Raw genomic sequence first — 24,822 nt, 5'->3', positions numbered from 1 at the left:
GAACCTCCCATTACGAATTAATCTGGATATTTAAAGCGCGCTGCATGGATTCACTCCTGAAGCCCGCAGATCTTCATATAAGGGGCGAATTGCTTCTTTAGCCTCCCGAGCTCTTCTGATAGGAGAGGATACCCTTCAAGATTGGCAATCATGCCCTGAAGAATTACTTTCCGGGGCTCCAGGCTGAGAATTTCACTCTCCAGAATGCTGAGAGATTCCAGACCGTCCCCGGCAGCGTCCGGATGAAGCCCGTCAGCCTCGCTGAGCAGAAGCTTCATCGCCTTGATAAGCTGAAGCGGGCTCTGGCGCTGTGCCTCTCCCGGAGGGTCGGCCCACTGCTCCAGGTCAGCGGCGGCAATCAGGGGAGCAGGCTGTCCGGCCAATAGGCCGGCTGCCAGCATATCGAGCCAGTCCACCAGGCGTCCGGCCAGGGCGGGGATCGTCACGGAGGTCCCTCCGCAGAACAGCAGCTTGATGCTGGAGCTGATCAAGCCGTGGCTGAGCAGGAACAGCTCGCCGGCGTAGGGCAGAATCTCCGGCCCGTACAGCTGCTCCAGCTTGCTGCGGGACCAGTGCAGCAGTGCGGCATTGTTTTTTTGCACCCATTCCGGCACCTCGGTCTGCCCTCTCCCGGCCAGATCCAGGAATTGGCGCTGGAGGAACTCCCGGAGCTCATACACATGGCTAAGCAGTATCTCAATCTGGTGGCACAGCTTCTCCCGCGGCGTTCTGCCGGTCTCCAGCTCCTCCTTCTGAATCGGGTCGTGAATCATGCGGAAGCAATACATATAGATGCTGTGCTCGAGCTCTTCCTTCGACTTGAAGAACAGATAGAGGCTTCCCTTGGAGATCCCGCTCAGCGCAGCAATCTCCTGCATGGAGGTGGCAGAGGCGCCTTTCACGGCGAATAGCTGCATGGCGGTCTTGAGGATTTGTTCTTTCTTGATACTTTTCGCGGTCACGCTGACAAGGTCTCCCTTCTGACTCTCTGGTTCTATTATTGACTGGGAGGTCAGGGAGATTATATTATATATGCTGCGGCATTACAAATCTGGCGTTTTAGCCTTTAGTGAGAGAGCGTAACAGAAGGATGCCCATTCCAGCTCTGCATAGGATTTCAGTAGGTAGAATTGGATTCTTCATGCTAATATAGACATGTGTCAATTTGGTGAGGGATGGCAGAATGAGAAGGTAGGTTACCTATGAGAAGAGGATTGCAGGCAATAGTCATTATAGCGGCTTTGCTGGCTTTTTATTATTTTGGATTCGGCATTTTCGGCAGTACAGCCGGGACGATTATCAGTATATTCTCCACGCTTACAGTCATCTCGATCGGGCTGGGGATCTTCATGGAGAACCGCAATCCATCCACCACCGTGTCCTGGATTCTGCTGCTGGCGCTGATTCCGGTGGTGGGGCTGGTGTTCTATTTCCTGTTCGGGCAGAATGTGTTCAAGCGGCGCAAGTATGACAAGAAGGCCCAGCGCGACCTCATGGCCTACGAGCGGATTGAGAACGATGCCTTGCGGATGCATCAGGACTGGACGGTATTCAGCCCGGCGCGGCAGAAGCTGCTGGGACTGTCCCAGCGGCTCGGGCGCACGCCGATCTCCTTCAATTCTGAGTCGCGGATTCTGACCAACGGCGAAGAGACCTTCGGGACGCTGCTGCTGGAGCTGCGGCAGGCGCAGCATCATATCCATATGGAGTATTATATTTTCCGGGCGGATCATATCGGGACGCGTATTCAGCAGATTCTGATCGAGAAGGCCCGCGCGGGCGTGGCGGTCCGGTTCATGTATGACGCGGTCGGCAGCATGCAGCTGTCCCGGGCGTTCCTGAAGGAGCTGAGTGATGCGGGCGTGCAGGTGGCGGCTTACGGCAATTCAACCTCTTTCTTTTCCAGCCGGGTGAACTACCGCAATCACCGCAAAATCGTAGTCATCGACGGCGACGTCGGCTTCATGGGCGGGCTGAATGTCGGAGACGAGTATTTGAGCCGCAGCAAGACCTACGGGTTCTGGCGGGATACGCATATGCTGCTGCGGGGCGAAGCGGTGCGGACGATGCAGATTATTTTCCTGCAGGACTGGATGCACACCACCGGCGAGAAAATTCTGGAGCAGGATTACCTCTCCCCGCAGCTTCGCTTCACTACCGGGGACGGGGCGGTGCAGATCATTGCCAGCGGACCGGATAACGAGCGGCGTGCGCTGAAGAATATCTTCTTCTCAATGATCACTACGGCGGAGAAGTCGGTCTGGATCGCAACGCCTTATTTTATACCGGATGACGATATTCTGACGGCGCTGCGGGTGGCGGCTATGTCTGGTCTGGATGTGCGACTGCTCTTCCCGGCTAAGCCCGATAAGTGGCTTCCGTTCCTGGCCTCGCATTCCTACTTCCCGGCGCTGCTGGAGTCGGGCGTGAAGATTTTTGAATACGAGAAGGGCTTCATCCACTCCAAGCTGCTGATTGCCGACGGGGAGATTGCCACGATCGGGACCGCCAACATGGATATGCGCAGCTTCCATCTGAACTTCGAGGTGAATGCGCTGCTGCTGCAGACCGAGAGCGTCTCGCGGGTCGTTGCCGATTTCGAGCGCGACCTGTTGTCCACGCGGCAGATTGTCCATGAGACCTTCATGGAGAAAAGACTGCTGGAGCGGCTGCTGGAATCCGCCGCCCGTCTGATGTCTCCGCTGCTATAGGCGGAAGCAGGAGATCAAATTAGAAACGGTACCACTCATTTGGAGAGGGTACCGTTTTTCTTTTGGCCGGATGAATGTTAGAAGGTAGTGAACCCGAGGCGGGTCTGAATCCGGTAGATGACATATTTGATCCAGGTCATTCCGCTCTGGTATTCCTCCAGCGGCAGGCTGTAGTTAGCCCCCTCATTGTTCCACAGGCGGGTGAAGTAACCCTCCATGTCCGCGTACAGCGGCTGATCCTTCGGAACGGATACGCGGAGATCATTCTCCAGATTATAATCATCCAGATTGCGGGCGGTGAAGTTCGTTGATCCGCCAAGGATGACGGAGGGTCCTGACTTCTTGGCAATGAACATCAGCTTGGTATGATACTGCTCCTCGCCGGTGTTATACCAGCGGATGGCCAGATTCCCTGTGGAGCTGCGGTTCAGCTTCTGGGCGACCGGACGGTTCGGGATACCGATTTTGTCCCGGCCGAAGGCGTTCTCATTGGGATCAAGCAGCAGTCTAATCTTGGCCCCGCGGGCATCTGCGGCAAGCAGGGCATCGATAATCCGGTCGTCAGCCAGATAGAACATCCCCATCCAGATTACATCTCCCGGTCCCGCCGAAGCAATATCCTGCAGCGCATATTTGTACACCTTGCCCTCCGTCAGATAACGGACTTCCAGCTTGGCAGCTCCTGCTTCTCCTGCTGGGGCAGCGGCCTGCCTGAAGACCGGCTGCTCGCTCAGCAGGGGGCCTGCTCCCGACAGGTTGGCGGCGGCCTGCTCGCTCTTCAGAATATCCGCCAGGACCGGGCCCTGCACCTCCAGCGCAATGTTAGAGTGATAAGCGCTGGCGTCATGTACATTCCCTGAAGAGATCAGCGCGGTGTTCTCGCTCAGGATCACTTTACGGTGGTTGGCCTTTACATTCAGCAGCTTCAGGTACGAACGGGCGGTAATGTCGGGTCCGCCGCTGGCCATCAGATTCGGAATCCAGCCCTCACCGGACTGGCCGAACCACTGGATGAAGGTACGCCAGACCGCAGAGTAAGCCGGCGTCGAGTCCCGCAGAGGGCCTACATCCGTCATAATCACCTTGATGCCGGCGGCCTTCATCTCCTCCAGCAGCGGATTGGGTGCAGAGCCATAATTGGTATTCACCTCATCGGTAATGAAGGCAATCTCCATCCCGGGATAGGCAGCCTTCTGGGCAATCAGCTTATCGGCCAGCTTCCGGCTGACCTTGGGGAACTGCTGGTCAGTATGGGTGTAATCATTGAACAGGAACATATCAATAACGAGAAATTGTCTGGACTCTTCAATGATCTGCAGTATTCGCGGCAGAATCTGTTCCTCCCTGGCCCGGTTGCCGCCGGCGTCCTGGTAGGTCAGATCATGCCAGAAGGCGACTTTATCCAATTGATAGGGAGGGCTCTCCGCAGAGAGGCCAGGGGGCAGAGGCTTATGAGTCTGATAGATCATGACCCCGGCGAGCCACAGCAGCAGCAGGGCGGCAACCATCCACAGCCTGGGGCGGCGGAGAGGGACATGCCTTCTGTATTTGCGGCGGCCCCCGGTGATGGCACCGGAAGCCAGGGTTAGCTGGATCTGCTCGGGGGTGGGGCGGCTGCCTTGGTTCATGGATAATCCTCCTGGGTATGCTGCGGTGCCGGAATATGTATGTACCGGCGCAGGCGATGTAAGTACCTATAACGCCCGCTAGGGAGAAGTGAAGCAGCAGACGCTGAATTCACCCGAAGGATTATTGTGGCTGATCGCTGCCGATTTATGCGGCATACTTCGGAAAGCCGGGTTATACAAGGGCTGGTGACATAATACAGAAGCGAATGTATAATGAGTGTAGATATTTTGTATAAGGTTTGAATCTTCAGAGTATTCAGTGTTAAACAGGAAGTGAGTGAAATCCATCGTGTATTCCATCAAACAGGTTGTCGAAATGCTCGATATTCCTTCCGTCACTCTGCGTGCCTGGGAGAACAGGTATCAGGCTGTTGTTCCCGAGCGCACCGAATCGGGCTACAGGCTATACAGCCAGGAGAACATCGAGGACCTTCGCTGGTTGAAGGAACAGACGGATAAGCAGGGTGTCAGTATCTCCCATGCGGTACGGATGCTGAAGCAGCATAAGCAGCTGGACCGGCAGGAGCCGATAGCTGGAAGCGCAGGAGCCCCCAAGGATGCCTTGGACAAAATGAAGCAGCAGATCTACACCGCGCTGCTTGAGATCCAGGGGGAGCGGGCGGATGCCCTGATTGACTTCGGCTTCTCCCTATACGGCTATGAGGCTATGGTCCACCACGTGCTGATCCCGGTTCTGGTGCGGATCGGCGATGCGTGGGAAGCCGGAACGGCCACGGTGGCGCAGGAGCATTATATGACGCATATGATCTCGAACCGGCTGTCGCAGTTCTTCCATGTCTTTCCCGTGTACGGCAATTATCCGAAGGTGCTCGCGTTCTGTCCGGCGGGTGAGCATCATCAGGTGGGGCTGCTGTTATTCTCGCTGTTCCTGCGCAGGAACGGGGTGGAGGTGATCTACCTGGGGGCAAACACGCCGGAGGAAGGCGTCATGGAGCTGCTGGCGGCCCAGGGACAGCGGATCAGGGCAGTCTGCCTCTCCGTTACGAACGTGAAGCTTGTCCCGTATGCGGAAGACCTGCTTGAACGGCTGGGCAATATGTATCCGGAGCTGCAGCTCATTGTAGGCGGCAAGGCTTATGAGACTGCAGCTCCGCAGGAGACCAGGGCTACTTATAAGCTGACTGAGCCTCCAGAACAGTGGCAAGCCTGGTTTGAACGGGAGTTCGCCGGAACCAAATCAGGAACCAAATATAGTGAATTCGGATAGCATGAAATGGTATGGAACCGGCCGTAACCCCTTGCGGGGGAACGGCCGGTTCTTTGTGCTGCGGACAAGTCTAGCAGCCTATTTAGCGGAGGACGCTAGGATGATATTTACATGGCCCGGCAAAGTATGTATGATATTTGTATCAAGGTTGTATAGTTTTTGTATAACGTTTGAAATATGGAGCTATCTACAGACAGGAGGAAGCAAGCTTGACTGGAACCTCACACACCGCAAAAGTTGCAGTAATTGGCGCCGGTCCGGGCGGATTGGCCGCAGCCATGCTGCTTGCCGCTGATGGATATGAAGTGGATCTATACGAGCAGCAGGCCGCAGTGGGCGGCAGATCGGCAGAGCTTACGCTGGGAGGCTACCGTTTCGACCGGGGGGCCACCTTCCTGATGATGCCGCATCTGCTGGAAGAGCTGTTCGCCCTGGCCGGGCGTTCGGTGCACGATTATGTCTCCCTGAAGCCGCTTGACCCGCTCTACTCCCTGCATTTCGGAGATACCGTATTTACCCCCTCGACCAATCAGGATCAGACTGCCGAAGAGATTGAACGGCTGTTCCCGGGCAACGGCCCCGGCTACCGCCGGTTCATGGCAGAAGAGGGGGAGAAGCTGGAGCGGGTGATTCCGCTGCTGCAGCGTCCGTTCCAATCGATTGGGGACTATATGCGCAGAGATGTCTTCCACGCGCTGCCCAAGCTGAACGCCGCGGATAATGTGTATAACCGGCTGTCGCGTTATTTCGATGATGAACGGCTGCGCTTCTCGTTCACGTTCCAGGCCAAGTATCTTGGCATGTCGCCCTGGGAATGTCCCGGCACCTTCACCATCCTCTCCTATATGGAGCACCGCTACGGCCTGTATCATCCGATTGGGGGCGTGAACCGTGTCCTTCAGGCGATGGCTGAGGTGATTCAGGAGCATGGCGGGCGCGTGCATACCTCAAGCGGCGTGAAGCGGATTCAGGTGCAACAGGGCCAGGCCACTGGCCTCCTGCTGGAGAACGGGGAGCAGGTGGCTGCGGATTATGTGGTGATTGGCGCTGACTTCGGCTCCGCAATGACCCAATTGTTCGAGCCGGGCCTGCTGAAGAAATACACTCCAGATAAGATTGCCCGCAAAAAATACTCCTGTTCCACTGCCATGCTCTACTTGGGCGTGGACGGCGAGGTGGACCTTGCCCATCACTCTGTCCACTTCGCAGCCGATTACCGGCGCAACGTCAGGGAGATTACGGAGCTGGGGGTGCTGTCCGAGGATGCTTCGATCTATGTTCACAATCCCTCGGCTATCGACAAGACGCTGGCGCCGCCGGGTAAATCCTCCCTTTATGTGCTGATGCCGGTTCCTAACCTGAAGGCTGATATTGACTGGGAGCAGGAGAGCAAGGAGGTTGAAGCCTGGATGATGGAACGGCTGGAGCAGATTCCGCAGCTCAAGGGAATTGCCGGGCGGGTGGAGGAGCGCCTGTTCTTCTCTCCGCAGGACTGGCAGAGTCAGCTGAATGTCTATAACGGCGCCACCTTCAACCTGGCCCATAATCTGGGGCAGATGATGCATCTGCGGCCGCACAACACCTTCGAGGAGGTGCGCGGTATCTGGCTGGTCGGCGGGGGAACCCATCCGGGCAGCGGCCTGCCGACGATCTTCGAGTCGGCCAAGATCAGCGCGCGGCTGCTGCGCGAGCATGACCAGGCGGTACGTGGAAGAGTCGCTGTGACGGCTACGGCTCCCGGTGCGGGTGCGGGGGCTGCGCTATGAGCCGCATCGCGGTTGTGGGCAGCGGTATCGGCGGGCTGACGGCAGCGCTGCTGCTAACCCGGCAGGGGCATGAGGTGGTGATGTATGAGCGCGCCGCCGGGGTTGGCGGGCGGGTGGCTTTTGAAGAACAGAATGGCTACCGGATTGACCAGGGACCGACCATCGTGCTGCTGCCGGAGATGCTGCTCGGGATTCTGGAGGAAGGCGGCCTGCCGCCCGGGAGCCTTGAGCTGCTGCACTGCGATCCGCTCTACCGGGTTCACTTCAGAAGCGGGCGTGTGCTGACCAAATATTCAGAAGTATCAGCGCAGGCTGAAGAGATTGAGCGGCTATACCCCGGCGAGGGTCAGGGCTTCACGCGCTTCATGAACGATATGTCATGGCTGTACCCCAAAGGACGGACTTCGTTCCTGGAGAGGGGATACAAGAAAGGGCGGGAATTCTTCAGCCCGGCTAATCTGGCGCTGATGGTCCGCCTGCGGGCCTATCGTAACCTGCGCTCGGCCATCGGACAGTATTTCCGGCATGAGGAGCTTAGGGATGCGTTCTCCCTGCAGAGCCTGTATATTGGAGGAGCCCCTTTCCGTACTCCAGGCATTTACACCATGCTTCCTTATGCGGAGCACGCCTTCGGCATATGGATGCTGAAGGGCGGGTATGGTGTTCTCCCCCGGATTATGGCCCGGGAGCTGGAAGGGCGCGGGGTAGAGATTCATACCCGCACTGAAGTAGAGTCTCTGCTGGTGGAAGGGGACCGCTGCCGGGGAGTTGTCGTTAACGGACGGGAGATTCTGTATGATGCGGTTCTCTACAACGGTGATTTCCCGAATGTGGAGAAGCTGCTCCCGCCAAGCCTGTTCAAGTCTGAGCGGGCTGTGGGGATAACGGCAGTCCAAGGCAGCCGCCCATCGGCCAAGGCTGCCGTGAAGCGCGGACGCTTCAAGCCCTCCTCGGGTTGTCTGCTGATCTATGCCGCAGCATCCCGGCGGTGGCCGGAGTCACTGGTCCACCAGTTCTTCCTGCCGGACAGCCTGAACAGCAGCCTGCATGAGCTGTTTGAGCGGGAACAGATTCCGGCGGATCCTTCGTATTATGTGTTTAACCCGGCAGCCCTGGACGATAGCGCGGCACCTCCGGGGGAGAGTGTGTTGTACTTCCTCGTTCCCGTTCCGTCAGGGACGGATAGAGACTGGGAGGCACTTGCCGGTGAGCTGGCTGACCGCGTACTGGCCGATGCGGAGAAGCGGGGCTTCCCCGGGCTTGGCGACAGCATCATCTGGCGCCGGCTGCGGACACCGGCCGATGCCGAGAAGGAAGGATTATACGGAGGCGGCAGCTTCGGTATTGCGCCGCTGCTTAGCCAGTCGGGGGTATTCCGGCCCCAGCCGAAGCCTTATCCGATTCAGGGGCTGTATGCCGCAGGCGCTTCCGTCCATCCGGGCGGCGGTGTGCCTATAGTGATGCAGGGAGCAAGACTCGCTGTTCAGGAATTGACAAAGGAGATGAGCATACATGAATGAACGGATTTTACAGCAATGTGAGGAACTGATGAAGAAGGGGTCTACTTCGTTTCATAAGGCGTTCAATGTTCTGCCCAGTCCCAGGCGCGAAGCGGTGCATGTCATCTATGCCTTTTGCCGGCTGATCGATGACAGCGTGGATGAGCCTGAGAATTCACCATACAGCATCCATGAGCTGAAGGCGCATTTCACCGCCCTGGAGCAGGCCGAGGGCCACTTTATCTGGCCGGCGCTGCGCTGGCTGTTCAGCAGCTTCCCGCAGCTTCAGCACGAACCCTTCCATCTGCAAATGGAGGGCCAGCTGAGAGATCTTACGGTTACGGAATACGAGACGATGGAGGACCTTGAGGGCTACTGCTATCTGGTCGCCGGAACGGTAGGGGAGATGCTGCTGCCTGTTCTGCGGGATGATCAGAGCGAAGCGGCACGGACAGCAGGGATCTCCTTGGGAATCGGAATGCAGCTTGTGAACATCATCCGCGATGTGGGAGAGGACCTGCGCCGGGGAAGAAGATATGTGCCCCTTGAGGTGATGAACAAGCACGGATACAGCCAGCAGGAGCTGGAGGCGGGGATTGTGAATCAGCAGTTCACCGCAGTCCTTCAGGAGCTTCGGGCTGAAGCGCTGGTCTGGTTCCAAAGAGGCCTGGAGCAGGTTGAGACCTACCCGCCGGAGAGCGGGCTTGCGATTGAGCTTGCCGCATCCTTCTACGCCGCGATTCTGGATGCAGTGGAGGCCAACGGCTATGATGTCTTCCGCCAGCGCTCTTATGTCAGCGATGAAACCAAGCTTCAGCTGTTCAAGCGGACGCTGGTGCGCTACACCGGAAATTCAGCCGTGGTGGTCTAGCGATGGTCAGGACCCTATTCTGGATCTGGTATGCGATTGGCGCGCTGCTGCTGATCTGGCTCGGTATTCCGGACAGCCTGCAATTCTCTAACGGACTCTTTCTTGTATTCTACGCCGCCTATGCCATGGACTTATTCGTGAGGGGACAGCACAAGCCATTCATGTCTGACTGGTCAGTCAACGACTCAAATAGCAAAGGTAACGCCAGTATGCGCCTATGGCTTGCCTTCGTGCTGATCTGGCTTGGAGGCATGGCGGTGGAGTGGGTAGGCGTCCATTCCGGCCGGTTATTCGGGGACTACACGTATTCTTCCATTCTGGGACCGCTGGTATTCGGAGTTCCGGTTACCCTTGGCTTCGCCTGGATTGCTGTCGTGTGCAACGCCATTCTGATCAGCCATGACTTCGGGCAGCGCGGTATGCGGCTGCTTCTGCTGAGGGCGGTGCAGGTAGGCTTCTGGACCGTGCTGATGGATCTCGTGCTTGACCCTGTGGCCCACGCCAGGAACTTCTGGCACTGGGAGGGAGGCGGGGGCTTCTATCATGTGCCCTGGAGCAACTTCGGAGGCTGGCTGATTGCCGGTGCAGCCCTCTCTATGCTGCTGCCGGCTGTACCGGTGATGCGGCAGGCCGCACGCCGGGGCACCCGGCTGTACCAGGCCATTCTGATCCTGTTTGGCCTGATCAGTCTGACCGAGGGGCTGCCCGCCTGTGCGGTAATCGCCGGTGCGGGGGCTGTCTTGGCCGAAGGGAGTCTGCGCTATGCTGGAAGCCGCCAGATCGGGAAGGTTTGACCGCCTGTTCTACCGCTATAATTCGCTGTATCTGCTGCGCAGGCATTTCCATTTCATCGGACTAAGCGGAGAATTGCGGCCTGCCGCTGCCGCAGGCAGAGGCATTCTCTATCTGATGAATCACAGCTCCTGGTGGGACGGCCTGCTGGCCTACCACGCCGCAGGGAAGCTGCCGGGGAACCGGCATTACTTCATGATGGAAGAGGAGCAGCTTCGCAAGTATGCCTTCTTCCGGAAGCTTGGAGCCTTCTCGATTAACCCTGGCAATCCGGGTGACTTGCGCGCTTCGCTGCGCTATACCGCCGGATTGCTCCAGGCGGAAGAGAGTGTCTGGATGTATCCCGAGGGTGAGATTCTGCCCTTGGAGCACCGTCCGCTTAGCCTGAAGGAAGGGGCGGGCCTGGTGCTGCGCCTCAGTCCGCAGACTGCCGTAGTGCCGGTGACGCTGTATCACGGCTTGTTCCGTCATACGAAGCCGGAGGCTACGCTGCTGGCCGGAGCGCCGCAGCTCCTGCCCTGGGCGGAGATGGACCGCCCGGAGATCGCCCGCACACTGGAATCAGTTCTGAACCGGCAGCTTGAGGCGCACCGCAGCAGCATCCTTAGCCATAAGGGCTATATGCCGGATGAATTCGAGCCGCTGCTCCGCAGAGGAAGGTCCACCAATGAATGGCTGGACCTGCTGCGGCCGGGCAGGGGGAGGGCATGAGCATGTTCTTCCAGGTCATAACCGGCCTTCTGGTACTTCAACTGCTCTTCGCGCTATGGAACAGAGCGCAGCTTCCGAGGCTGGGCATGGGGCTGGAAGCCGGTGCTGCCAAGACGGGGGAGGCACCTGTGCTTACGCGGGTACGGCGTCTGTCGGTGCTGATTCCCGCCCGCAACGAGGCGGCTAACATTGGGGACTGCCTCTCATCGGTGCTCTCTTGCGACACGGATGGTCTGGAGGTGGAGATTCTGGTGCTGGATGACGGCTCGGAGGATGCCACGGGCGATATCGCTGCCGCTGCCGGAGGAGGCCGGGTCCGTGTGCTGAAGGGTAGGAAGCTGCCGGAGGGCTGGCTGGGCAAGTCCCACGCCTGCGCCCAGCTGGCGGAAGCGGCTGGCGGCGACTGGCTGCTGTTCCTGGATGCGGATGCCCGTCTGGAGCCCTCGGCGCTTCAGGCGGCGCGCGCAGCGGCTGAAGCTGCTGGCAGCGGCATGGTTACAGGCTTCCCCCGTCAGCATACCGGAACCTGGCTGGAGCGGCTGGTGGTTCCGCTGATGGTCTTCACGGTCATCTGCCACCTGCCGGTTAAGCTGGTCCGCGGCTCCCGTGATCCGCGATTCGTTGCAGCACACGGCGGCTTCCTGCTGATCCGGCGGAGCAGTTACGGCCGCTGCGGCGGACACGAAGCGATCCGCAGCGAGCTGGTGGACGACATGGCGCTGGCCCGGGCGATGAAGCGCGCGGGGGAGCCTGTCGTCCTCGCCGATATTACAGAGCATGTGTCCATGCGGATGTATCATAATGCGCGGCAGGTCTGGAACGGCTACCGGAAGAATATCTATGCCGGTACCGGGCGCAACCCGGTGCTGCTGCTGGCGGTACTCCTGGTATACGGGGTGCTGTATTTACTGCCTGCCGGGGCACTGCTCTGGTACGCTCTGAGCGGCCAGCCTGCAGCAGCCGTCTGGCCAGCCGCTGCAGTGCTCAGCGGCATAGCTGTTAAGCGGACCAGCGATGCCGCCGGCAGACAGCCGGTCTGGTTCAGTCTCTTGCTTCCTGCCAGTGTGGTCTGTCTGTCCCTGATTGCTGCGGCTTCCTGGCGCGGAAGCGCCGCGAGTGGAGGTTATGAATGGAAAGGAAGGCGTTATGGATGAAACCGAAGGCTGTGATCATAGGGGCCGGGTTCGGAGGGCTGTCCTGCGCGGTAACCCTCGCTGCCTCAGGCTGGGAGGTTACTGTGCTGGAGCGGCAAGCTCAGCCCGGCGGCAAGCTGCAGCGTGTGGAAGCGGGCGGCTACACCTTCGACCGCGGCCCGAGCACAATTACGATGCCCCATGTCTTCCGTTCACTGTATGAGCTTGCCGGCGCCCGTATGGAGGATTATGTCCAGCTCTACGAGCTGGAGCCGCGCACCCGCAATGTGTTCGCCGACGGCAGGGTGGTCGATTTCTCGCGGGATACCGGGCGGATGCAGGAGCAGGTTGCAGCCTACAGTCCGTCAGATGCGGCGCGGCTGCCGGAGTTCCTGGCAGAGGCAGCGCGGCTGCATCAGCTCAGCGGGAAGCAGTTCCTGAACCGGCTGCTGCTCTCCTGGAAGGACAAAGCCTCGCCTTCGCTGGTGCGGGACCTGCTCCGTGTAAGGCCATGGCTGAACTTGCAGCAGCTCCTGCTGCGCTACTTCAGCCATCCGAATACCCTGGCGATGTTCGGCCGCTATGCTACCTATGTCGGCTCTTCCCCGTACCAGTCGCCTTCCATCTTCGCGATGCTGGGGCATCTGGAGCTTCAGGAGGGCGTATACGGGGTCAAGGGCGGCACGTATTCCCTGGTCAGCGGCCTGGTTGCACTAGCCCGGAGTCTGGGGGTGCAGCTTATTACCGGAACAGAGGTTACAGGAATTTCTGTCGTCTCCGGCGCTGTAGAAGGGGTGGAGACAACGCAGGGCTTCTATCCTTCCAGGACGGTTATCGCGGGCGGGGATGTGCTGACGATCAACCGGATGCTGCTCCCGGAGGCGGAGCGTCCGGGGATGACAGACCGCAGAATCGAAGCCTATGAGCCGTCTCTGTCCGGACTGGTTACGCTGGCAGGTGTACCGCGCATGTATGATACACTGCTGCATCATACGGTGTTTTTCCCTGAGCATTATGAACAGGAGTTCAAGGACATCTTCGAGCATAGACGTCCTCCGCAGCAGCCGACGGTCTATGTATGCCACTCAGGGTATTCGGAGCCGGGGATGGCGCCGGTAGGCGGCAGCAATCTGTTCATCCTGGCGAATGCGCCATATCTGAGTCCGGCCTGTGACTGGAGCAGCGAGACTGAGGGTTACGGGGAGCGTGTACTGTCGGTGCTGGAGAGCCGCGGCATTGACGGGCTGTCTTCAGCCGATGTCCTGCAGCGCTATACACCGCAGGATATCGCGCGTGATACCCTGGCGCACAAGGGAGCGATCTACGGGATCTCCTCCAATACCGTCCGCCAGACGTTCTCGCGCCCGGGCAACCGCTCGAAGGATATACAGGGGCTCTGGTATGTGGGCGGAACTACCCATCCCGGCGGCGGAACGCCGGTCGTGTCCCTGTCCGGCAGGCTGGTGGGTGAAGCGATTGCCGGAAATATGTGAATGTCCAATGACTGGAATTATTGAACAACCGATGATTGAATCGGCTGCATATCACCTGGGCCACCTGTATCACCTTTGGCCCCCGCCCTGCATTCAAACGCCCGGCGGGGTTATGCTATAATGAAGCACAAACGGAAACGGAGGAAGACCGTATGAATGACAGGCCGCAGGATCGTGTGCCGCAGAGCTCCGCAGAGCAGCCGGCTGGCGGACCGGCAACAAGGCAGCAGAGTCAGGGCGCCGGCGGACATCAGTCGCTGCTGCCTGAATCCAGAACCGGCGAGCGGAAGATTGAGCATGTCCGGCTCTGCCTGAATGAGGATGTTGCCGGAAGCGGCATTACCACCGGCTTCGAGCATTACCGCTTCCGCCATAATGCCCTGCCGGAAGTGGATTTCGATAAAATCTCGCTGAGCACAGCATTTCTGGGCCGTAAGCTGCGCACACCGCTGCTGATCAGCTCCATGACCGGCGGGAGCAAGGCCACCGGCAGCATTAACGCCCGGCTGGCCGAGGCGGCAGAGCGCCGGGGCTGGGCGCTTGGCGTCGGCTCGGTCCGCGCCGCTGTAGAGCGTGCCGACCTGGCGTCCACCTTCTACGTGCGCGGCAACGCGCCTACGATTCCGGTGATTGCCAATGTCGGAGCAGTGCAGCTCTCCCTGGGCTTCGGAGTCGAGGAATGCCGCCGCGCGGTCGAGATCGCAGGCGCCGACTGGCTGGTCCTGCATCTGAACGGGCTGCAGGAGGTATTCCAGCCGGAGGGGGATACGGGCTTTGCCTCCCTGCTGAAGCGGATAGAGGCTTTGTGCCGCACTCTTGAAGTGCCGGTAGGCGTCAAGGAGGTCGGCTGGGGCATCGACGGTGAGACGGCGTTACGGCTATATGAAGCCGGGGTGGCCTTCATCGATGTGGCCGGTGCAGGCGGCACCTCCTGGAGCCAGGTCGAGAAGTTCCGCAGCATCGACCCGGTCCGGCGGGCAGCGGCGGAGGCCTTCGCCGACTGGGGCATCCCCACGGCGGAATGCATCGCCGAGGTGCGGGCAATATCAGCGGACGGCCCGCTGATCGGCAGCGGCGGGCTGAAGCATGGCGTGGATGCCGCCAAGGCGCTGGCGCTCGGCGCGGATCTGGCCGGCTTCGGCCGGGGGCTGCTGGGCCCGGCGGTCAGCTCCGAGGAGGCGCTGGACCAGGCGCTGGCGCAGGTCGAGCTGGAGCTGCAGACGGTGATGTTCGGCATCGGTGCGCAGGACCTGGCGGCGCTGCGCGGCACACCGAGGCTGATCCGGCGCTGACGCCGGGCCGGCCATTATAATCTGAATTGAAAGAAGGGTTGCGGGCTATGATTACACTGGTCCCGATGGACGAAGCAGCGTTTCAGTCGTTTTTGAAGCAATCTACCAGCGACTATGCAGAAGAGAAGATCAAAGCCGGAGCCTGGGATGCTGATACAGCGTTAACGCAGTCGCAGGAAGCGATGAAGCAATACCTGCCGCAAGGACTCCACACTGAGGGAGCTTATTTTTATTCTGTGATAGAGGATGGCTCTGGAACCCAAGCTGGTTATCTCTGGGTCAATGTGACTGAGAAGCGCGGGTTGCGGGAGGCGTTCATCTATGACATTTATATTTTCGAGCCGTTCCAGGGCCGGGGTTATGGCAAGCAGACGCTGCTCCTGCTGGATGAGGAAGCCCGCAAGCTGAAGGTGGCCAAGATCGGTCTCCATGTCTTTGGACACAACGAACGGGCCTTCGGGCTGTATAAGAAAATGGGCTTCCAGGTGACAGACATTACGATGTCTAAGACATTGTAGGCGGCAGGTTAGAGGAAGCTCAGGCTCTGACATAGGGACTCAGACGTTGCAATCGGAAGAAGATGAGACTCCTTAAGGAGTCTTTTTGCATAATGTGGAGTGTTCGGAGTTAATGCGGGGGCGTGTAGGCCAAATGTAATTGAAAAACCGACTATATTTGGACTGGGAGCGCCACGTAGGCCGAATGTAATCGAAAAACCGACCACAATTGCACTGGGAGCGCCGTGTACGCGAAATGTAATCGAAAAACCGACCACAATTGCACTGGGAGCGCTGCGTACGCGAAATGTAATCGAAAAACCGACCACAATTGCACTGGGAGTGCCGTGTAGGCCAAATGTAATTGAAAAACCGACCACAATTGCACTGGGAGCGCCGTGTACGCGAAATGTAATCGAAAAACCGACCACATATGCACTGGGAGCGCTGCGTACGCGAAATGTAATCGAAAAACAGTCATGACAAGACAGAGGCCTTGTCACCCCCAGGAATGAAAATAAGTGGGTGGCATCCGTCGCATCCATTCTAAATGAGGCTGTAGTCGTCAACACTTACATATACAAATCAAAGGGCGGAAACGGTTACTGGGACCCACCCCGTTCGAAAAACCGTTCTATTGCGCTTTTCGAGCATCGCCTATTGTAGCCCCCAAAAGTACGTGTATTAAATTACACTCACTCGAGCGCATGATTTGTAAACTGACGATGGAGGAAGATTGGAATGGATGCTGTACGTATGTGTTGCGCCGGTCTGGACGTGCATCAGGAAACCGTTGTGGCCTGCGTGTTAAAAGGACCGATCGAACAGGCACCCCAATGTCACCTGAAAACCTTTGGGACGACCACCAAAGAATTGCTAGGCCTGCAAGATTGGCTGAGTGAACACGGGTGCCGGGAGGTGGTGATGGAGAGTACCGGCGTGTTATGGAAACCGGTATGGAACATCTTAGAGGGCAGTTGTGAACTTCTCCTGGCCAACGCCCGGAAGGTAAAGAATATGCCGGGTCGAAAAAGTGACATCCAAGACGCGCGCTGGTTAGCGCAATTGCACCGCTGCGGGCTCATTGAAGGCAGTATGGTGCCCGAACAGGACATCCGGGATTTGCGGGACTTGACCCGTTACCGGAGTAAGATGGTGCAAGCGGTGACGGCGGAGAAAAACCGCATCCACAAAATCCTGCAGGATGCCAACATCAAGCTAACCACCTTTATGTCCGATCTCTATGGGGTTACGGGACGGGGCCTGCTCCAGAAGATCATGGACGGCGAGGTCGTTGACGAAGTGACCGTTAAAAACCTGGTGAAAACCCGTTTAAAAAAGAAAGTGCCGCAGCTACTCGATGCGCTCAATGGCAAGTTGCGCCGTCATCATCGGGAGATGATTCGAGATCACTGGGACCACTTGGTCTATTTGGAGAAAAGAATCACGGAACTGGAAGCTCGAATCGAGGCGAAGGCAGAACCGTACCTGGAGGTGATTGAACAAATTGACTCCATTCCAGGAATTGAGCGGACGTCTGCGGTGACCATCTTTGCCGAAGTGGGGCCGCATGTCGCGGACATGTTCCCGAGTGACGCGCAGTTTGCGTCATGGGCGGGGGTGTGTCCAGGGAACAACGAAAGCGCTGGTAAGCGAAGAAAGTCAAAATCGATGCAAGGGAACAAGCATCTGAAAGGGGCCTTGTGTCAGGCGGCTTGGGCAAATTCTCGCTCCTCGAACCGGATCGGCCAATTCTTTCGACGAATCCGGAAGAGACGAGGCGATAAAAAAGCAAACGTCGCCACGGCGCATTTGCTGATTCGAATTCTCCATGCCCTAATGCGGGAGAAAAGGTCCTACCAAGAAATAGACGTCTCACTAGGCGATGAGACGTCCAAGAAAAACACGTTAGATAGGTACGTGAAATATATCCAGCAGTTAGGATATAGCGTGGAATTAAATCCTATCCAATAGTCTTCCCTTTTTCAAAAAAAACGAAACGTTTTTTGGGGCGGTGGGCCTTTTTTTGTCAAAATCCAGTCTGCGGCGCATTTTCCGATACTTTTATTTTCGTATTAAACCGACCACATTTTGCAGTGGGGAGTCGCCACAACGGGCAGCGCCAAGTAAAATCATATTCACCCGGTAAGGTGTGTTTGGCGGCCTGCCCTTGACATCCGCTGTTGCTGGAGATTTTGTTCTAATATATAATGGTTGAGATCAGTTCAGGCGTTTCATGCGGTGATCAAACCAACCGAAAATAGGAGTTGTCATATAAATGGCTTTGAAAGCAGGTATCGTTGGGCTTCCCAACGTTGGTAAATCGACATTATTTAATGCTATTACCCAGGCGGGGGCGGAGTCCGCGAACTATCCTTTCTGCACCATTGACCCGAATGTGGGCGTTGTGGAAGTGCCGGACGAGCGTCTGGATAAGCTGGTGGAGCTGGTGCAGCCGAACAAGACGGTTCCGACCGCTTTTGAATTCGTGGATATTGCCGGACTCGTGCGCGGGGCAAGCAAGGGCGAAGGCCTGGGCAACAAGTTCCTGGCGCATATCCGTGAGGTGGATGCCATTGTGCATGTGGTGCGCTGCTTCGTCGATGAGAACGTAACCCATGTAGACGGCAAAGTGAATCCGATCAGTGACATCCAGACGATTAACCTGGAGCTGATTCTGGCCGATCTGGAGAGCGTGGAGAAGCGGATTGAGCGTTCCCGCAAAAATATCAAGGGCGGCGACAAGAAATACGCCCAGGAAGTAGAAGTACTGGAGCGCGTGAAGGAAGCTCTGTATCAGGACCAGCCTGCACGCAGTCTGGACTTGTCCGATGACGAACGCCTGATTGTGCGCGATCTCCATCTGCTGACGCTGAAGCCGGTGCTGTATGCAGCGAACGTGAGCGAGGATGAGGTGGCAGGCGCCGAAGAGAACCCTTATGTGAAGCAGGTCCGTGAATTCGCAGCCGCCGAGAATGCGGAAGTGGTACCGATCAGCGCAAAAGTGGAGGCGGAGATTGCGGAGCTGGAAGGCGAAGACAAGGAGATGTTCCTGGAAGAGCTGGGGCTGCAGGAATCCGGGCTGAACCGCCTGATTAAGGCTGCCTACAAATTGCTCGGGCTGTACACCTACTTCACAGCAGGCGTGCAGGAGGTTCGTGCCTGGACCATCCGCAAGGGCACCAAAGCGCCTGGAGCGGCGGGAGTCATTCATACCGATTTTGAACGCGGCTTTATCCGCGCCGAGGTCGTATCGTATACCGATCTGGTAGCTGCAGGCTCGATGAACGGTGCCAAGGAACGCGGCCAGCTGCGTCTCGAAGGCAAGGAATATCTGGTTCAGGACGGCGACGTCATGCACTTCCGCTTCAACGTATAGAACGAATAGAAGGCTCTCAACCAGAGAATATTAGATAGGCCATCCAAGAGTAGCAGTTGCACTTGTTGGGTGGCCTTCATGCGTTTGGCGCGTTTGGCGGGGAAAGAACCATCATGCCGATTAAGTCGGACGATTCTGTAAGCAAGGATTTAGTAGGTAGCTGGCAGGGCGGTGCGTGGGCCGAATGTATGCGAAAAAGCGAACACAGTGGGCTGGAGTTAGGCATGTGGGCTAAATGTATGCGACGAAACGAACACAGTCAGCGGGCAGCCGGGAAGGTGCATGAGTCAGATGTATGGCGCTATGGGGCATGAGGCACTAGTGTTGCTCACCCGTTAGGTTGATTTGTTTTGCCGGCAGCTTGTGCAGTAGCCAATTGGCGTCATTGGTGGTATAATATAAAGTCGTATATCTAATTCGTTTGTATCTACAATTTGAAGTAATAATACGGAACAATTTGAATCAGGAGAGGTGAATTCCCTTGTTGGACCGATTGCAATCCCTGGCGGACCGCTATGAGAAACTCAGTGAACTGCTATGTGACCCGGATGTTGCAAGCGACAGTAAGAAACTGAGGGACTATTCCAAAGAACAATCTGACTTGCAGCCCGCCTTCGAGGCGTATAGTGAATATAAGAATGTAATGGAAGAGCTTGAAGCCGCGAAGATGATGCAGGCCGAGAAGCTTGATGATGAAATGAAGGAAATGGTCAAAATGGAGATTGACGAGCTGTCCGCCCGTCAGATCCAGCTGGAGGAGAAGATTCGTGTGCTGCTCCTGCCGAAGGACCCTAATGACGACAAGAACGTTATCGTGGAAATTCGAGGCGCAGCTGGCGGTGATGAAGCAGCTCTGTTCGCTTCCGACCTGTACCGGATGTATACCCGTTATGCCGATGCCCAGGGCTGGCGCGTCGAGCTGATGGATGTGAACACGAATGACCTCGGCGGCTTCAAGGAAGTAATCTTCATGATTAACGGCCGCGGCGCCTACAGCAAAATGAAGTTCGAGAGCGGCGCACACCGCGTGCAGCGCATCCCGACGACCGAATCCGGCGGACGCATCCATACCTCCACTTCCACCGTGGCAGTAATGCCGGAAGCGGAAGAGTTCGAAATCGAGATTCTTGACAAGGATATCCGCGTCGATACCTTCTGCTCCAGCGGTGCAGGCGGACAGTCCGTTAATACAACGAAGTCGGCTGTACGTGTTACCCACGTGCCTACCGGCATTGTCGCAACCTGCCAGGACGGCAAGTCCCAGAACTCCAACAAGGAGAAGGCGCTGCAGGTACTGCGTGCCCGCATCTCGGACCTGAAGCGCCAGGAAGAGGAAGCGAAGTATTCCGGGGAGCGCAAGAGCAAGGTAGGCACCGGGGACCGCAGTGAGCGCATCCGTACCTACAACTTCCCGCAGAGCCGTGTAACGGATCACCGCATCGGCCTGACCCTGCACCGTCTGGATCAGGTGATGAACGGCGATATTACCGAGATCATCTCGGCCCTGTCGATTGCAGAGCAAGCGGAATTGATGCAAAAAGGAGAATAATGCTTTGAACCACGACTCTTATGTCATGCCTGACGTGCAAAGCATCCGGGAAGCCTTTGCGGAGGCTTCTTCTTTTTTGGCCGCCCATGGGGTAAGCGAGCCGCAGCGCAGCAGCCAGCTGCTGCTGGAGCATGCGCTGGGCCTGTCCGGGGCGGCTTATTATATGGCGCTGGCCGATCCGTTCCCGGCCGGCCTGAAGTCCGGCTGGGAGACGCTGGTCTCCCGCCGGGCGGCGGGTGAGCCGGTGCAATATATCACCGGCGAGCAGGAGTTCTATGGACGCACCTTCGAGGTCACACCCGAGGTGCTGATCCCGCGGCCCGAGACGGAGCTGCTGGTCGAGGCGATTCTAAAGTACGGCGCACAGCTGTGGCCGGACGGGCTAGTGGCGGCGCAGAGTGAAGCTGCGCCGGAAGCTGACGGGCGCGCGCAGGGGATCGCTGCGGGCGGAGAGGCGGTGGCGGCGCGGGGCGAAGCCGCGCCTGCCAATAGCGGCGCTGGCGAAGCACGCGCCGCGCGCCCGCTGACCGCCGTCGATATCGGCGCCGGCAGCGGGGCCATCTCCGTCACGCTGGCAGCGGAAGCGCCGGCGTGGCGGGTCTGCGCCGGCGACATCTCGCCCGGCGCGCTGGCCGTGGCCGGGCGCAATGCGCAGCGGCACGGCACAGCCCTTGACCTGCGGCTCGGCGATCTGCTCGAGCCGTTCGCGGGGATGGAGACGGATATACTCGTCTCCAACCCGCCGTATATACCCGGCGGCGATATCGCCGGGCTGCAGCGTGAGGTGCGCGACCATGAGCCGCGCACGGCACTGGACGGCGGCGGGGACGGGCTGGACCCGTACCGCCGCATGATGGAGCAGCTGCCGCTGCTCCCGGCGCCGCCGCGCCTGATCGGCTTCGAGCTCGGCCAGGGGCAGGCCGGGCAGGTCGCCGACATGCTGCGGGCAGCCGGGCACTGGGACGAGATCCTCACAATTGAGGATCTCGCCGGTATTCCCCGGCATGTGCTGGGCATAGCACGCCGGTAGCTTGCTTGGCGGCCCCGCCCCCGGCAGAGGGCCGGAGGCTGAGGCTCGCAACAGGTGGAGCAGCCGCCTGAGTGCTTTTTGCAGGAGACAGGTACCTGACCAGGTACGGCCGGCACATTATGCAGCAACAACGAACATCATAGAGTAGAAAACGCAAGGTGAAGCCGGAGAACGGACTGAGAAGATGCTATTTGCTCGAATAACGGGAAGTGTTCAGTGCTCGCGGACTGAGGAGACGTTATTGACTGTAAACGGGACGGTTTGAGCAACCCAATGAACAAATAGCGTCCTCCCAGTCCGCGAAACACCTGGAAAAGCGCTTTTGCGGCAAATAAGGTCCGCTCAGTCCGCTGCGGGGAAGCGTGGGGAGCTGGTGGAGCTCAGGAGCATTGTATGCTGGAAGCGGGAAATCGAGGTGTCGTGCGGATACCAGGGTGCTGCGTGCATGGATTCTCTCTAGTAACCGGTAACCGGGCCGTTACACTCCTGGCAACTGTGTATGACCCCGGCGCTCCGCCTGCACAGCACACAACCAAACGATGGAAATTGTATTTAGCCTGCCCCTTCCTATACAATAGAATTACGGAACTTCTGCGTAGGGCTGCCTTCATGCAGGATAAGAAGAACCAGTACCGGTAAGGAGATAGAATATGCTTCAGAAGATTAAGAAGATCGATGGCGTGGTCGTGGTGATTCTTGCACTGCTGATGGTGGTCAGCATTTTATCCATATATAGTGTGACCCATGGACGTGAGCGGCTGGACGGCTCGCATATCAAAATGATCAAATTCTATATTGTGGGCTTCGTCGCCTTTTTCGGGCTGACCTTCGTGGATTACCGCCTGCTGGTGAAATATGCGTTATATGCTTACATTTCCGGGATCGGGATTCTGGTGATGGTCACCTTCTTCGGGACCGAAAAGAACGGCGCCCAGGGCTGGATTGATCTCGGAGGCCTCAGCCTTCAGCCGGCAGAGCTGTTCAAGCTGGTGCTGATTCTTTTCCTGGCTGCTGCCCTCGTCCGTAAGAATAAGAACAAGCTGCTCTTCTGGCGTGACGTAGTTCCGCTGGGACTCTTAAGCCTGCTGCCGTTTCTGATCGTGCTCAGCCAGAACGACCTGGGGAATGCCCTGTCTTACATCGTCATTCTGGCCGGCCTGCTGTGGATCGGCAACATCAAATTTACCCATGCCCTGATTGGAATATTAATCGTCGGCGGCTCTGCAGTTGCCGGCATTATGAGCTATATCCACTATCACGATGAGCTGAAGACGTTCCTGACCGATATCGGCCGCTCCCACTGGATCGAACGCTTCGACCCATGGCTGGTGCCGGAGAAGGCAACCGCCAAGGCGATCTACCATACCAAAAACGCCAAAATGGCCATCGCCTCCGGCGGAATGAGCGGGGAAGGCTATATGACCGGAAGCTCGGTGCAGACGGACAGGGTGCCTTACACCTATTCGGACTCGATTTTTGTACAGATTGCGGAGGAATACGGCTTTGTCGGCTCGGCGCTGGTGCTGCTGCTGTACTTCATTCTCATTCACCGGATGATCCTCATCGCACTGGAGGCCAAGGACAGGGGCGGGCCGTTCCTGATTGTCGGGGTGGTGGCGATGCTGCTCTACCAGATTTTTGAGAATATCGGGGCCTTCCTGGGCCTCATGCCGCTGACCGGCATTACGCTGCCGTTCATCAGCTTCGGGGGAACCTCACTGCTGATCAACATGGCGAGCATCGGACTTGTCATGAGCGTGCGCCTGCATGGGCAAGAGGTGGAGGAGGATCTGCCTGCTCCATCTGTGTATGCTTCCCCTGCCCCTTCCAAGAAGGGCTGAACTCAATCTATTGCCAATCACACCGGGACTCTTCGCTTGCGAGGGGTTCCGTTTTTTTGAATATAACCTTCTGCTGCATTATAATGGAAAATAGTGACTAAAGACCGGGCTGCTTATAGCGGGCAGACTTCTGTTCTGAAATGTTAAGGGGGATATTCAGATGTGGCAGCGAATGCAGAGGATAGACGGCAGCATTGTACTTATTCTGTTGCTGCTGATGGGTATCAGTCTCTTCTCGATCTATAGTGTGACGCATGGAAGAGATGGCCTGGACGGGATGCATATGAGAATGCTTCAGTATTATGTGGCGGGTTTTGTCGCATTCATCCTGCTGAGCCTGTTCGATTACCGCCTGCTGGTGCGGTACGGATTGTATATCTACCTTGCCGGGATCGGCATCCTGCTGCTTGTAAGCGTCATCGGCAAGACGAAGAACGGGGCCCAAGGCTGGATCGGCTTCGGAGAGGTGTTAAGCATTCAGCCGGCGGAGCTGTTTAAGCTGATTCTGATTATTTTTCTGAGTACCCTGCTTGTCCGCAAAAATAAAACCCCGCTCCAGTTCTGGCGCGATGTCGTGCCGCTGGGCCTGATTACCCTGCTGCCGTTCGCGCTGGTCATTATTCAGAATGATCTGGGCAATGCGCTTAGTTACCTCGTGATCCTGGTAGGCCTGCTCTGGGTGGGGCAGATCAAATTATCACATGCGCTGATCGGCTTGCTTATCGCCGGCGGGGCAGTTCTGGCATTCATTCTGACCTATATTAACTATCACGAGCAGACGGTCCACTTCATTGAGAAAACACTGGGCCGGGACCATTTCGTCCGCCGGTTCGACCCGTGGCTGGTGCCGGATCTGGCCAGCAGTGAAGCGAGCTATCATACCAAGAACGCCAAGACGGCGATTGGCTCCGGCGGTCTGCAGGGGGAGGGCTATCTGCAGGGCAACTCCGTGCAGGCTAACCGGGTGCCGTATCTGTATTCAGAATCGATTTTTGTGCAGATTGGCGAGGAATTCGGCTTCGTGGGGGCCGCGGTCCTGCTGATGTTATTCTTCGCCCTGATTCACCGGCTTATTATCGTTGCTATGGAGTGCAGGGACCGCGCCGGGCCGTTTCTGATTGTCGGGATGGTGGCGATGCTGCTCTATCAGATTCTGGAGAATATCGGGGCCATGATCGGGCTGATGCCGCTGACCGGCATTACCCTGCCGTTCATCAGCTACGGCGGGACCTCGCTGTTGATTAATATGGCCTGTATGGGGATTGCGATGAGTGTGCGTCTCTACGGGCAGGAGGCTGAGGATAATCTCCCGCTGCCGGATATCAAGGGGCAATCGCTATGGTCCAAACCATAATACTATCTACCGGGATAGCCGCTATTCCTGTCTTCAAAAATAATAGAT

The 24,822-nt window shown here is 57.6% G+C and carries 19 protein-coding genes; 17 read left to right on the top strand and 2 right to left on the bottom strand.

Annotation, left to right across the window (positions count from 1 at the left end; genetic code table 11):
• Positions 1–50 precede the first annotated feature (50 nt).
• Positions 51–962: a TetR/AcrR family transcriptional regulator gene (locus tag K1558_RS09215; RefSeq protein ID WP_238651219.1), complete on the bottom strand. Its 912-nt coding sequence runs from the start codon at positions 960–962 to the stop codon at positions 51–53.
• A 240-nt stretch (positions 963–1,202) separates the two neighbouring features.
• On the opposite strand from K1558_RS09215, the gene cls reads away from it, so the two are divergent.
• Positions 1,203–2,711 (top strand): cardiolipin synthase, encoded by a 1,509-nt coding sequence (cls, locus tag K1558_RS09210; protein ID WP_238651218.1) that lies wholly within the window; start codon positions 1,203–1,205, stop codon positions 2,709–2,711.
• A gap of 77 nt (positions 2,712–2,788) precedes the next feature.
• Here the strand turns inward: cls and K1558_RS09205 are convergent, their stop codons facing one another.
• Positions 2,789–4,339 (bottom strand): phospholipase D family protein, encoded by a 1,551-nt coding sequence (locus K1558_RS09205; RefSeq protein WP_238651217.1) that lies wholly within the window; start codon positions 4,337–4,339, stop codon positions 2,789–2,791.
• Positions 4,340–4,616: 277 nt separating this feature from the next.
• Between K1558_RS09205 and K1558_RS09200 the strand changes: the two genes are divergently transcribed.
• The 16 genes from K1558_RS09200 (at position 4,617) to K1558_RS09125 (ending at position 24,774) form a co-directional block, all read left to right on the top strand.
• Complete coding sequence (locus K1558_RS09200; RefSeq protein ID WP_238651215.1) at positions 4,617–5,567, top strand: MerR family transcriptional regulator; 951 nt, start codon at positions 4,617–4,619, stop codon at positions 5,565–5,567.
• 209 nt (positions 5,568–5,776) lie between these two features.
• The gene (locus tag K1558_RS09195; RefSeq protein ID WP_274528479.1) at positions 5,777–7,333 is read left to right on the top strand and encodes a phytoene desaturase family protein; all 1,557 of its coding nucleotides are present in this window, start codon (positions 5,777–5,779) and stop codon (positions 7,331–7,333) included.
• Positions 7,330–8,853 (top strand): phytoene desaturase family protein, encoded by a 1,524-nt coding sequence (locus K1558_RS09190; RefSeq protein ID WP_238651214.1) that lies wholly within the window; start codon positions 7,330–7,332, stop codon positions 8,851–8,853. The genes K1558_RS09195 and K1558_RS09190 overlap by 4 nt, the downstream gene beginning before the upstream one ends.
• Positions 8,846–9,703 carry a phytoene/squalene synthase family protein gene (locus K1558_RS09185; RefSeq protein WP_238651213.1) on the top strand — a complete coding sequence of 286 codons (858 nt, stop codon included), beginning with the start codon at positions 8,846–8,848 and terminating at the stop codon, positions 9,701–9,703. Before K1558_RS09190 ends, K1558_RS09185 begins: the two co-directional genes overlap by 8 nt.
• Before the next feature lie 2 nt (positions 9,704–9,705).
• On the top strand, positions 9,706–10,497 hold the full coding sequence (locus tag K1558_RS09180; protein WP_238651212.1) for a carotenoid biosynthesis protein: 792 nt from the start codon (positions 9,706–9,708) through the stop codon (positions 10,495–10,497).
• The gene (locus tag K1558_RS09175; RefSeq protein WP_238651211.1) at positions 10,466–11,206 is read left to right on the top strand and encodes a lysophospholipid acyltransferase family protein; all 741 of its coding nucleotides are present in this window, start codon (positions 10,466–10,468) and stop codon (positions 11,204–11,206) included. Before K1558_RS09180 ends, K1558_RS09175 begins: the two co-directional genes overlap by 32 nt.
• Positions 11,167–12,360 (top strand): glycosyltransferase family 2 protein, encoded by a 1,194-nt coding sequence (locus K1558_RS09170; RefSeq protein WP_238651210.1) that lies wholly within the window; start codon positions 11,167–11,169, stop codon positions 12,358–12,360. Before K1558_RS09175 ends, K1558_RS09170 begins: the two co-directional genes overlap by 40 nt.
• Complete coding sequence (locus tag K1558_RS09165) at positions 12,357–13,832, top strand: phytoene desaturase family protein (protein ID WP_238651208.1); 1,476 nt, start codon at positions 12,357–12,359, stop codon at positions 13,830–13,832. Before K1558_RS09170 ends, K1558_RS09165 begins: the two co-directional genes overlap by 4 nt.
• Before the next feature lie 152 nt (positions 13,833–13,984).
• Positions 13,985–15,124 (top strand): type 2 isopentenyl-diphosphate Delta-isomerase, encoded by a 1,140-nt coding sequence (gene fni, locus K1558_RS09160; protein ID WP_238651207.1) that lies wholly within the window; start codon positions 13,985–13,987, stop codon positions 15,122–15,124.
• 47 nt (positions 15,125–15,171) lie between these two features.
• A complete protein-coding gene (locus tag K1558_RS09155; protein WP_238651205.1) occupies positions 15,172–15,642 on the top strand; it encodes a GNAT family N-acetyltransferase in 471 nt (156 codons plus the stop codon).
• A 720-nt stretch (positions 15,643–16,362) separates the two neighbouring features.
• Positions 16,363–17,595, top strand: coding sequence for an IS110 family RNA-guided transposase (locus K1558_RS09150; RefSeq protein WP_238651203.1), 1,233 nt, complete (start codon positions 16,363–16,365; stop codon positions 17,593–17,595).
• A 304-nt stretch (positions 17,596–17,899) separates the two neighbouring features.
• Positions 17,900–19,000, top strand: a complete 1,101-nt coding sequence (gene ychF, locus K1558_RS09145; protein ID WP_238651201.1) for a redox-regulated ATPase YchF — start codon at positions 17,900–17,902, stop codon at positions 18,998–19,000.
• 481 nt (positions 19,001–19,481) lie between these two features.
• Entirely contained in the window at positions 19,482–20,549 is a 1,068-nt protein-coding gene (prfA, locus tag K1558_RS09140; protein ID WP_238651200.1) for a peptide chain release factor 1, read from the top strand.
• Positions 20,550–20,553: 4 nt separating this feature from the next.
• Entirely contained in the window at positions 20,554–21,579 is a 1,026-nt protein-coding gene (locus K1558_RS09135) for a N5-glutamine methyltransferase family protein (RefSeq protein WP_420800421.1), read from the top strand.
• 650 nt (positions 21,580–22,229) lie between these two features.
• Positions 22,230–23,420 (top strand): FtsW/RodA/SpoVE family cell cycle protein, encoded by a 1,191-nt coding sequence (locus K1558_RS09130; protein WP_238651199.1) that lies wholly within the window; start codon positions 22,230–22,232, stop codon positions 23,418–23,420.
• A gap of 160 nt (positions 23,421–23,580) precedes the next feature.
• The gene (locus K1558_RS09125) at positions 23,581–24,774 is read left to right on the top strand and encodes an FtsW/RodA/SpoVE family cell cycle protein (protein ID WP_238651198.1); all 1,194 of its coding nucleotides are present in this window, start codon (positions 23,581–23,583) and stop codon (positions 24,772–24,774) included.
• Positions 24,775–24,822: the final 48 nt, after the last annotated feature.

This window comes from Paenibacillus piscarius, from assembly GCF_022234545.1.
In the GTDB taxonomy this organism is placed as follows: Bacteria; Bacillota; Bacilli; order Paenibacillales; family Paenibacillaceae; genus Paenibacillus_AQ; species Paenibacillus_AQ piscarius.
This window is presented reverse-complemented; position numbering and strand designations above follow the sequence as displayed.

Bases quoted from the DNA above. Each gene is read 5' to 3' on its own strand.
- cls (WP_238651218.1), top strand. From the start codon at position 1,203: ATGAGAAGAGGATTGCAGGCAATAGTCATTATAGCGGCTTTGCTGGCT.
- K1558_RS09205 (WP_238651217.1), bottom strand. From the start codon at position 4,339: ATGAACCAAGGCAGCCGCCCCACCCCCGAGCAGATCCAGCTAACCCTG.
- K1558_RS09190 (WP_238651214.1), top strand. From the start codon at position 7,330: ATGAGCCGCATCGCGGTTGTGGGCAGCGGTATCGGCGGGCTGACGGCA.
- K1558_RS09185 (WP_238651213.1), top strand. From the start codon at position 8,846: ATGAATGAACGGATTTTACAGCAATGTGAGGAACTGATGAAGAAGGGG.
- K1558_RS09180 (WP_238651212.1), top strand. From the start codon at position 9,706: ATGGTCAGGACCCTATTCTGGATCTGGTATGCGATTGGCGCGCTGCTG.
- K1558_RS09175 (WP_238651211.1), top strand. From the start codon at position 10,466: ATGCTGGAAGCCGCCAGATCGGGAAGGTTTGACCGCCTGTTCTACCGC.
- K1558_RS09170 (WP_238651210.1), top strand. From the start codon at position 11,167: ATGGCTGGACCTGCTGCGGCCGGGCAGGGGGAGGGCATGAGCATGTTC.
- K1558_RS09165 (WP_238651208.1), top strand. From the start codon at position 12,357: ATGAAACCGAAGGCTGTGATCATAGGGGCCGGGTTCGGAGGGCTGTCC.
- fni (WP_238651207.1), top strand. From the start codon at position 13,985: ATGAATGACAGGCCGCAGGATCGTGTGCCGCAGAGCTCCGCAGAGCAG.
- K1558_RS09155 (WP_238651205.1), top strand. From the start codon at position 15,172: ATGATTACACTGGTCCCGATGGACGAAGCAGCGTTTCAGTCGTTTTTG.
- K1558_RS09150 (WP_238651203.1), top strand. From the start codon at position 16,363: ATGGATGCTGTACGTATGTGTTGCGCCGGTCTGGACGTGCATCAGGAA.
- ychF (WP_238651201.1), top strand. From the start codon at position 17,900: ATGGCTTTGAAAGCAGGTATCGTTGGGCTTCCCAACGTTGGTAAATCG.
- K1558_RS09130 (WP_238651199.1), top strand. From the start codon at position 22,230: ATGCTTCAGAAGATTAAGAAGATCGATGGCGTGGTCGTGGTGATTCTT.
- K1558_RS09125 (WP_238651198.1), top strand. From the start codon at position 23,581: ATGTGGCAGCGAATGCAGAGGATAGACGGCAGCATTGTACTTATTCTG.